The organism is Methanofastidiosum sp. (assembly GCA_013178285.1).
Taxonomy (GTDB): domain Archaea; phylum Methanobacteriota_B; class Thermococci; order Methanofastidiosales; family Methanofastidiosaceae; genus Methanofastidiosum.
Genome location: JABLXD010000043.1, coordinates 1 through 10,798, shown reverse-complemented (window position 1 = coordinate 10,798; position 10,798 = coordinate 1). Strand labels below are relative to the sequence as shown.

8 protein-coding genes and 1 pseudogene are annotated in these 10,798 nt (G+C 33.4%); 5 read left to right on the top strand and 4 right to left on the bottom strand.

What is annotated here, in order from left to right:
• Nucleotides 1-49 precede the first annotated feature (49 nt).
• From HPY60_10335 to HPY60_10325, 3 genes are all read right to left on the bottom strand, one after another.
• Complete coding sequence (locus HPY60_10335) at nt 50-241, bottom strand: hypothetical protein (protein NPV51573.1); 192 nt, start codon at nt 239-241, stop codon at nt 50-52.
• Nucleotides 242-428: 187 nt separating this feature from the next.
• A complete protein-coding gene (locus HPY60_10330; protein ID NPV51572.1) occupies nt 429-2,666 on the bottom strand; it encodes a hypothetical protein in 2,238 nt (745 codons plus the stop codon).
• Complete coding sequence (locus HPY60_10325) at nt 2,659-2,925, bottom strand: hypothetical protein (protein ID NPV51571.1); 267 nt, start codon at nt 2,923-2,925, stop codon at nt 2,659-2,661. Before HPY60_10325 ends, HPY60_10330 begins: the two co-directional genes overlap by 8 nt.
• 572 nt (nt 2,926-3,497) lie before the next feature.
• On the opposite strand from HPY60_10325, the gene HPY60_10320 reads away from it, so the two are divergent.
• The 5 genes from HPY60_10320 (at nt 3,498) to HPY60_10300 (ending at nt 10,225) form a co-directional block, all read left to right on the top strand.
• Nucleotides 3,498-5,906, top strand: coding sequence for a UvrD-helicase domain-containing protein (locus tag HPY60_10320; protein NPV51570.1), 2,409 nt, complete (start codon nt 3,498-3,500; stop codon nt 5,904-5,906).
• 60 nt (nt 5,907-5,966) lie between these two features.
• Complete coding sequence (locus HPY60_10315; protein NPV51569.1) at nt 5,967-6,929, top strand: hypothetical protein; 963 nt, start codon at nt 5,967-5,969, stop codon at nt 6,927-6,929.
• 69 nt (nt 6,930-6,998) lie between these two features.
• Entirely contained in the window at nt 6,999-8,459 is a 1,461-nt protein-coding gene (locus tag HPY60_10310; protein ID NPV51568.1) for a hypothetical protein, read from the top strand.
• Nucleotides 8,460-8,542: 83 nt separating this feature from the next.
• On the top strand, nt 8,543-8,974 hold the full coding sequence (locus tag HPY60_10305) for a hypothetical protein (GenBank protein NPV51567.1): 432 nt from the start codon (nt 8,543-8,545) through the stop codon (nt 8,972-8,974).
• A gap of 531 nt (nt 8,975-9,505) precedes the next feature.
• Nucleotides 9,506-10,225 (top strand): hypothetical protein, encoded by a 720-nt coding sequence (locus tag HPY60_10300; GenBank protein NPV51566.1) that lies wholly within the window; start codon nt 9,506-9,508, stop codon nt 10,223-10,225.
• A 143-nt stretch (nt 10,226-10,368) separates the two neighbouring features.
• Here the strand turns inward: HPY60_10300 and HPY60_10295 are convergent.
• A pseudogene (locus HPY60_10295) lies at nt 10,369-10,574 on the bottom strand (type II toxin-antitoxin system HicB family antitoxin).
• Between the last annotated feature and the right edge of the window lie 224 nt (nt 10,575-10,798).

Here is a 10,798-nt window from a genome sequence, read left to right as displayed (position 1 = left end):
TTTCAAGAAACTTAAGTGCATGCTTTTCTAATAGAATAGTACGGGACATTCATATCCCAAGCTGCTTTTTTGCATCCTTTAACGAAACAAGGTTTTCCTTGTCAAAACTTCTAATGTAAGCGTTGAATTCTTCCTCGCTCAAAGCATCTTCCTTTTCCATCATGTGCTGCTTGATATAAGTAAGATCTTCTTCTATCGAGTTTAGTTTTTCTACTATTATTTTCTCTAGCTTACTTTCCATAATAATCAATTCGCCGTCAAATTTAAATAATTTATCCTAGGCTTGTTTGCTGGCCTTATTTTTAGGGCCAATCTGATTTATGTAGGTTATGTAGGATATTGGCCATTTTCATAAAAATCCCTATACGAGGCGTAAAATTTTATATTTTCTAGAAAATGGGGTAAAACCTACATATCCTACATAGATTCTAGGTGTCTTCAATTATGGCTTCTTCTGGTGGATTAAATTCAACATACTCTTCATTTGACATCCACTCGCGCTTGATTCCTATGCCCATGTATAAAACGCCTTCCATGGTCCTTTCCTTGTCATAACCCTTGTCCTTCATTATGCGCCCGAACTTCTGGATCTTAAACGTCGTAATCCCCTCAAGCTGTGAGAAGTTCTCGTAAGCTGTATAAAGCTCAAAACTCTTAACTTTGGAACCTTTTTCTACATAGCAGCACTTTTCAAGGAAAAATCCGACAGGATCGTTTTCTAGGTTGGCCTCTGTAGTTATGGCCCTAACTTTAGGGGGTATTGTTAGCTTCTTGTTTAGTTCAATGTCCTTTTTGTATTCAATCCACCCTTCATACATCCAGTTCAAAATTGCGCTTTTTACATTAGGGTCTGAAAGCTTGTATGGAAGCTCCTTGTCCTGCTTATCTTCAGGGATTGTCACATCAAAATGCACAAACACAGTTCTTTTGATGAAGTTAGGCTCATGGCCAGAGTACTTGAGTTTGTGATTTCCCTCAAAGATAAGCTTGCAGGTGGGGGTGTACTCCTCTTCCTTCTGGTATAGATCACGTGATGCGATCACATCCCCTCCAGTTATGCTTTTTATCAGATTGTCATCGACCCTGTTGGCATCCTCCGGGACCTCATGGATAACGACCAAACGCTTGTTCTTCATTCTAATAATATCACTCCTTGCCTGGCCACTCTGCAGCTTCTTTTTTTCAAATGTGGTAAACGGTGCAACTTGCGAATAGTCGCCAAGTACTCTTGTTATGGCTTCAGTGAATCTTGACTTCCCGTTATCCCTCTTGCCGTAGCAGCAGTAGTACCTCTGCTCGATTATTGCAGCATTCAGAGATAGCCCGCAGATCTTCTGCACAAATAGCCTTACATCCTCATCCGGCAGTATAGTAGATATGAAGCTGTCCCAGAGATCAGATTTAGCAGCAGGGTCATAGGTGACATCTGCCATCATGGTGATGTAGTCTTCCCTTCTGTGGTCCCTGAACTCCATGTTCAAGAGATCAAGTGTGCCATTCTCACAGCACAGGAGGTATAGATTTTTATCAAATCTATCAGGGCTCACCTTGATTTCTGGCTGTGATTTAAGGCAGTTTATCATGCCTTTGAGCTTGTTGTTGCTGAAAGAGTTTTTTGCAAGCTCCAGGAGTTTCTTTAGCTCTTCCTCACTCTTTGCCTTTTCTGTCTCTACTTTGGCGATATTTTTGATAGTTTCAACAGCAAGCTCCCAGATCATGTTCATGTCATCAATTGCCCAGCGCCTTCCATCCCATACATAGAATAGGTCTTCTGGAGGGGAATACCTGAACATGTTGCCAAAGTAGTAGACCATCCTTTCAGAATTTCCGGCATCGTTTTCCAGGAAATGCCTCGTGGGCCAGTCGGTCTTTATCCTGTTAACTTCTGCCTCTGGCAGTGGCTCCTCTGTGAGGGTCTTATTGACGGCGTGGAGGCACTCATTGATCTTTTTAGGATCATAGCCCCTATTGTAAAGCTCCCCGGAAAGGCTTGTGAGCTCCATGTTCCGCCTCCCGCTTTTTATTATGCCTTCTTTTTCCCTGTATTTATGCTCAGTATCATTGGCCCTAAAATTGGATTTGTTGTTCTTTGCCTCAATTGCACTGAGAAGCCAATCTGGAATCTCGGCCAGCGGGAAGTCAGTCGGCGACTTTATCCAGCGGTAGTGCCTTCCAGTTTTATGTATAGAAGGTGGGGTCTTTGCATAGGAACCTTCGCCCTGGATATCTATGCCGGGCCTTAGATCTGTGATCTTTTGGATATACCTGCCGTTAGTTTTGAAGTAGTAGTGGTAGCCTCCGCCCTCTCTTCCAGTCTTAACAAGAGGCGTAATCAGGCTATAGTCCTTAGGCTTGATGCTGTTTAGAGAGTCAAGGCCACCCTTGTCTATATCGATGTCCATAACTGCGATGCCGCTGATATCGCCGCATACAATCCCTATGTCTGCATCAGACCACCTGCTAAACCAATCTTCAACTTCTTCTTCAGTCGCCATTTTCTTTTCGTATGCCTTCCACTCTATCAGAGGTATTTTATCCATCGTTTTTATCGGGATAGCGTTCCACCCAAGAGAGCGGTAGTATTTGGCCCAGGAAGTGATGGGGCTATCAATCGATGGCATTGGCCCTATTTTTAGGGCCAAATCGTCATCTCGGGCTTCACTCATCTGAATCCCTCCTGAACGGCCTAGCATACTCATTTGCAATTAGTATCTCAAGGGGCCGTGCAAGCCTTTCATCGACCCTCACAATCTGGCCTTTTTTGAAAGGTCCATTTGGCAGGGCCATGCCGTCAAGGAAGAGAGGGATATCTCCCAGCAGCTCAACATACTGGCCTATAAGATGCTCTCCTCTAGAACTGGCCTTAATTTTAGGGCCAGGCAGCCCTTCAATGCAGTTATTTACGGTAGCAGTAATCCAATTCACCTACTGTACCCTACCGCTCGAACCAGTAAATCCACTGATTCTGGTGACTAAGCGCATTTTTTCGCTTATCACATTTGAAGCCTTGAGTATAGGGCCTATCGGCCTTAATATCAGACCTCAAAATTTTCAACCAATGCACCACCATAGTGTGGCCAAGTTGTACCTTCTCCTCAACCTCTATGGCAGTGAACGGCATTATACCAGATTTGATCACATCTAAAATAGATGTGTCCATTCTTGTATTTGACATATTTACCGGTGCAGTTCAAGAAGGAGCTTATTTATAATTATCGTGCATGAAAATAAAGCATGCGGTATTCCTGATTACAAATTTATTAATTATGAGAAATCAAATACATTAACTTATAATCGTGGTTTGAATCACTGGATGGGCGCCAAGGTGGTTTATAGAATGGAGTATACTATTACCCAAAAAAGAATCTTACTGAAAGATAAGGCCAACTAGTAAATGGAAAAGAAATATTTTTCCCTATTTTCCCTAATTTTTTCCATATTCTTATATATGTTGCAACATATCAGTTTTCATAGTATTTTTTATTGATGGTGAAATAATGAATCCTACTCTCCAAGGACTTAACGAAAAGCAGAGAGAAGCTGTTATAAGTGAGGACAAACGGTTACTTGTTTTGGCCGGTGCAGGAAGTGGTAAGACAAAAACAATAATTCAAAAAATCATGTATCTTATTTTTGAACAAAATGTGGACCCTTCAGAGATTTTGGCCATTACATTTGCCAGAAACGCCGCAAATGAAATGTTTGATAAGTTAATTATAGAAGCTGATGATAAATGTGAGTACAAGAATATAGTATACAATAAAAAAATAACAAACAAGCAAAAATACGAGGAAAGAAAAAAATATGTATCAAAATATCCATGGCTCAATAACTTAACAGTCAGAACTTTTCATAGTCTTTGTTTTTATATTTTGAGAAATAACGGCGCCAAAGAATTTGATAATAGATTTAAGATTTTGCCGGATAAGGAATATGGAGATACACTAGGAACTTATTTTCAAGCACCCGAAGATTCTAAAGAAATCTTACATAAACTAATATTAGCATGTGCTAGCGATAAAGAATATTTATTGTTCTTGAAAAGGTATATCCTAGATCATTACGTTGAAGATTTAAGGTTAAATGTAAATACTAATCACCCCAATCAATATCCACGACCGTATATTACTCTAAGAGGTGAATCTGTAAGATCCAAATCTGAAAGATATATCGCAGATTGGCTCTATCGGCACAATATAGATTATGAGTATGAATCACCTCTCCAAATATCGGATTATAAAGCAAATCCAGATTTTTTCATACCAGAAGCTAATCTCTACATCGAACACGTAAGTAATCTCAGCTCCCCAATGGCTTTGAAAGAAATAGATTTCAAAGAAGCAGGCAAAGCTTATTTCAAAGTTTTTGAATCTATGACTGTCGATATAAATGAATTTCACAGAGAATTAGAGAAAGTTATTTCGCCAAGAATTCACAAGGATATTACAAAATTACCTGCCCTTAAGTTTGAAGAAGAGTTTTCAGGTTATCATAAGGAACTGGATAGATTTGTAGCGGAGTTAATTAGTGTAATAGATAAAATAAAAGTTGAGGGAAGAGATTTTCTAGAAATATATCAAAAAGCTCAGAATGACCCACATAAACGAGTGAAAGATTTTTACATTCTTATAGAACCAATAATCAAAAGCTTCTCAGATTATTGTACTTATCATTCATACCTAGATTTTAACGATTTAATAATTAAAACGATTGATCTACTTAATAACTATCCTGACGTTAAAAATATCTTCCAAACAAAATACAAATATATTCTAGTAGATGAGTTTCAGGATGTAAATACACTCCAAGTAAAATTGCTTAAACTATTATTGACAGAAGAAACACAATTATTTTGTGTTGGAGACGACTGGCAGAGCATATATGGATGGAGGGGTTCAGAAGTAGAATACATAGTTAACTTTGAAAAATATTTTGAAAACTCTAAAATTATAAAACTTGATATAAATTATAGGAGCCATGATAATATCGTTTCTGCTTCTAGTGAAGTTATAAAGCACAATAAATTTCAAATAGCTAAAGAAATACGCTCCATATCAAAAAAAGGTAAAAAACTTTATCTTTACGCATCAAAGAAAGAATCAGAAGACGGTGTCGAAAAGGTAGTAGAGAATATAAAGCAATTTTTGGATAACGGCTACAATCGTGAAGATATTTTAATTCTTTACAGAAAGAAACGAATGTTTGATCCATACCGATATGAACTGGCTAAAGCAAATATCAGGGTGCCCTCTGGAACTATTCATTCTGCCAAAGGATTAGAAGCAAGAATAGTATTTCTAATAGGATTAACTTCAGGCTTGTATGGATTTCCCAGTGTATGGGGAGAAGATCGAATATTCCAGATCATAAAAGAGACAAATTATGAGTTAAGGATGGAAGAAGAGCGAAGACTTTTTTATGTGGCAATGACTAGGGCCAAGGAAGAGCTATTTTTGATAACTGAAATAGGCAACGAGTCTTCTTTCATAAAAGAAATACCTGGGGAATTTATCGATAGAAGTAACTTCTTGATATTAAATATTATTAATAATGATATCCCTTTAGTTTGCAGTGATTGTAGTAACAGAATAGAAGATAGTTTTTTGTTTTGTCCTTATTGCGGCAAGAAGTTTCTTAATGGCAAAGAAGATTTAGAAATCCCTGATGAAGTTAAATCTATAAGACTTGAAGATCTTATCGAAAAAAAATCTTATCAGGATAGAATAGATAAATTAAGAATGAAACACCCCAGGGCCTATGAGAAATGGGAGTCTGATGAAGAAGCTAAATTGATTAATTTATTTAATCAAGGAACTCCAATAAGTGATATAGCTAAAGTTTTGGAAAGGCAAAATAGTGCTATTAGAGCCAGACTAAAAAAACTAGGATTAATTGATGAATATTGAAATCAATTTTATTAATAATTATTGTAAATAATAAAAAAACTACTATAAAAGGGAGATTAAATGAATTCAAGCATAATAACAAGTTTTAATGTAGCAATTGCTAGGCCCGGACCAAAAAGATATCTGTACGCGCCTAACTATTATCTTCTTGAAACTTTGATAGGATGTTCTGCACATAAAGTTTATATCCCCTATGATATTGAAACATTTGGAACTTTTATAGATAAAAGTATTGAAGAATTTCCTGAAAGTCTTAAACATAGAGTAGAACTTATCGATAAAAAAAGAAAAACATATAATAAAGTTTTTGATTATCTGGAACCTATTCACTATGATATCTCCAAAACTCCATTAGAAATTTCATATGGACTATTATTTGATTTTTTATACAAGATCGTATTGGCAAGTGAACGTAAGACTGAAGCAGATGTAAGTGGATTAGAATATTTATCAAGTAACGTCTCTATCCTAATGACGCATGTTCAAGATAAAGAATCAAGGATTCGGCTTGCTCAATTGAAAGGGTTGCTGTCATTATACGAGCCAACTCAGGACTTAGAGGGATTTAAATTGACTGTACCAAATATTTCACCTTCCGTGCACCATAGGGTGATGGATTTTCTTGATGAATCAGAAATTATCAAGTTATCCGAAGATAGGAGCCAATTAGGTATTCCAAGTAAATCAAAAACGATACTCCCAAAATTAAGAAAAAATATCAGAAATATAAATATGGACAAGTATAACGACATAATCTCGATAGTCTTGTATACTATTAAGTTGGCATATAAAGAACACGACATTGAAAACGTTTTAGATACTTTGCTTGATTTGTTTAGTGAATTACTAACTTTTAAGGAATATAGCCCTCCTTTACTAAATCTAGACAAATATCGTCTATATGGATGTAAAAAAACTTTTCCAAAGAATCCTCCAAACTTTGTTACGTCTACTGGAGCTACATGTGCTATGGGGGAAGTATTTACTTGGAAAGAAGAGAAAGATAATATTTGGAGAATTTAAAATCTTTTGATTACTACATTACAATCAAATAATAGAAACTTTAATATTCCTCAGTCCATATTTTTGTTCATGAAATATATCGCCTTATTGTTTATTTTCTTCTTATTGTTTTCATTATGTGGCACTCAGATTATTAGAGGAGAAGAAAATGATATTGAAAATAAACTAATCTCTAAAGGTGGAAAATTATCTCTCGTGACATTATTTGATTTCTATTTTGATTATGGCACGTATGAGCCCATTCCAACTTATACAAATATAAAAGGGGAATTAAATTTAGATTTAGAAAATATTAAAAATTTTTCAAAAACATCCTCTCACCTAGATTCTTGGAGAGAGAGTGAACTAATTCCCGAACCTTACAAATTAAGAAAGTTTGCCCAAGAATGTATAAAAATCCATGAAAATGGAAAATATGAATATTTAATTAGCTCAATTAAGTGCAGGACAAAAGAAGGGGATAAAAACTATCAAAATTTAACAAAATACGAAGATGTAGTAGGAATTGTATTTGAAATCTCTGGCAAAGGCCACGAACTTTACTATGATGGTATTTTTTTATATGATACTTTTGATTTAGATGAAGATATAGACTTAGATAGAGATACTCTTTTACAATTAATTATAGACAAAAACAATGAAACTAGCAGAGAAAGATTGGAAGCTGAAAAAATTCTAGAAGAGGGATACTTCCAATACATCAAGAATAATTATATTTATCCAGATTATAAAATAACATTTATTTCTCGTAACGGTTTTGTATATGCCTATCCTGCAGACATACTATCACTTACTTACCGAAGATATTTATCCTCATCATACTTTCCAATAAAGGATCGTACTGTTAATTTTTATAATTGGCATCCTAGAATTTTCTTTTATGTAGCATCGTTAGAAGTAGACAATCTAAACAAATCATTTAATAATAAAGATGGCAATTTTAATTCATTTTCTTTCTATAATTATATTGTAGACGTTAATAGAAATAAAAGAATGTGGATAGAATTAAGCCCTCATGAAAATGGAGATTATGGATTTGTTTATTCTAGCCAGTTAATCGTTGAATTATATCCCCATGATTATTCAGAAAAAATGAGGTATCATAATCATTGGTTTAAGGAAGAAATAAATGATTATTTACTTTTAGAATATACTCAAGCAAGAATGAACCAAATAAAAATAATAATTACTTCAGAAAATTACATTAAAAAATATGGCAATGATCTAGACAATCTTAAATATGAAAGATCATGTTTTAATGAAATAAAAAAATATTTAATTAATTCAAAGATATTTTTAAATAACTATATGTTTAAAAAATATGATTTCTTGAGTAATGATACAAAAAACATGATTGAATCTGACATAGATATTTATTTGCCTAAAGTTGAAGTGATGATACTAGAGAGAAGTGAACTGATTGAAAATAAGTACCAGGATTCTGCCATAAAGTATGCTTGGCTTTCTATCTTTTTGGGTGCCGTCGCACTTATAATCAGTGTTTTTGGGTACCTCAGACCTAGACAATAAATTAGTAAAAATATACCAATACAATAACGACTCCATATTGTTATATATGAGTAATTCCAATATTAGGATATTAAGGGATTTAAATGGATGAAATTGATAAATTGGAAAAAGAAATAATTCATAGCAAGGTAGAAAGTTTTCCTCTCAAAGATGATGTACTAAAGATATTAAAAGAAGAGAATATGCCTTTCGAAGATCAGAAGTATAATGAATTAATACTTTTATTGGAATTTAAAAAAATTGAAAAAAATGTTGGAATTATCAAAGGAGAATACTATCAAAAAGACAAATTGGAATATAGGGGATCTCTTTTATTGCCACTTAATGATAAAAACGAGGCTAATCCATCTATTTTTGATAATCTTGACATCAATGAATCTAGATTTTTTGGTTTCACTTTAGACTCTAGGGAACCAAACCTCTCTGAAAAGGCAATTAATTTCTTCAAACGTAGTTTTGAAGATGCTACTATACAAAACTTTATTCCTTTCGCAGGCGGATCTAGGAAAGAATAGTACAACCATAATTGTTTGGTGCTTATCTTGCAAACTAGTAAGAATAAAGATCAAGAAATTGAAGATATAGTTGATGAAATTATATACAATATTGACAATGCTAATCAGTCTAAATGGCATTATATTTTTGATTTTATTTTGATAATAATGATACCATTTCTACCAAAATATCCCTTTTGGAAAAATCGTAACTATATGGACTATTCATTTAAAATAACTTTACTTACTCTTATTTATTTTTCTTTATTGCTCAATATCTTTGATTTTTGGTATCAAAATACTGTATCCATCATAAATATAGTTCTAATTTTGTTTCCTTTATCCACTTTATTTTATTGGGGATATAAATTTTATAAACATAGGTCAAGTTGGGTTACCTATAAGATATTTGATTATCTTATTTTTTTAAATTTAACATCCATATTCATATCTATAATTATTACATCTCTATTTTTTTCTTTTTTCTTGAGAGATTTATTTTTTAAAAATATAGTCTTAATAATTTTACCCATCTTAATAATTCTTTTTTCTATGTCTGGAATATTTTATATTAAACCCCTAAGAAAAAGATTAGGATATCAATTCAAATTTGTTAAATACTACCCTAATCTAATTTTGGCTATTACTTATTCAATATTTAAATCTGGAACAAAACTATGTAGTAAAGAAAAATTTGATGACGATTGCATAAAAGAGGTAATAGATCGCAAAGATGTCATATATGGAAATGATTTTATTACTATTTTAGGGATGGAGTTACAAAAAGATATTGAGTACTTAACTATACTCAATAAAGAACTTGAGAATTCTTTAGATTATCCTATTGATGAATTGTCAGAAATATTGGAATTCATGATAGACCATTATTATCATATAGATTACGAAAGAAACTCTTTGAGTAAATACTTAGACATTGATCCGATGTTGGGGAAAAAGGATATCAAAAGATTCGTTGATAATGTAATAAATATGATCTTCTTTTACTGTGAGCCAAATATCAAAGAAGGATTATTAGCATTAATAAATTCTCAATTTAAAGTCTTAAATGGCGAAATTCCAGATGAAACTTTTGACCATTTTGTATCTCAGTTAATCCAAAGAGAAAAGCATAATTTGTCATCTATCAAAACTATATCAGAATACTCTTATCTTTACGCTTCGAGATTGCTTAGTGTTACAAATGTAATTATTTCAATCTTAATAGTATTATTAACTATATTTTCTATTTGGTTAATAAGAAAAGGCGTTTAACATATTGTCCATCATCAATGTCTAAAATAAAACATAAATGTATAATTATTTCGCATAATAAGCCTTATGCGCAAGTATTCTTATCGCCTATTCTATAACAGAGGTAGAAATTCTAATAGTAAATTAAGAATCTAATAAGAAAACTACCTATATCGCTCAAACTCTTCCTGTGTTAATCCAGGATATTCCATGAGCTCATTTACATCCGGCTCTAGGTATAATTCTATGCCTCTTTGATATTCTTTAGGCTTCAGCTTTTGTATCTCCTTGGGAAATACAGCCAGGAAGGGAAGGAACATAAACAGTAAATCCCCCTGCTCTTGGGGTCCAGAATAACTGTTAGTTTCATGCTCTAACTAATTATTTAGAATATATAAATTGATATATGATAAGCAGTTATTGGGTCTGGCCCTAATTTTAAGGCCAAAAATTGTAGTGAAATTTGCTTTTCCCTATTTTCCCTATTTTTTTCCATATCCTTAAATATATGGAAAAGGCAAGAGTATTATGTGATATTATGTTTATGGCAAGAAAAATTAAGGTAACTATGGTGTTTTTGGTTCTGATAGGTAC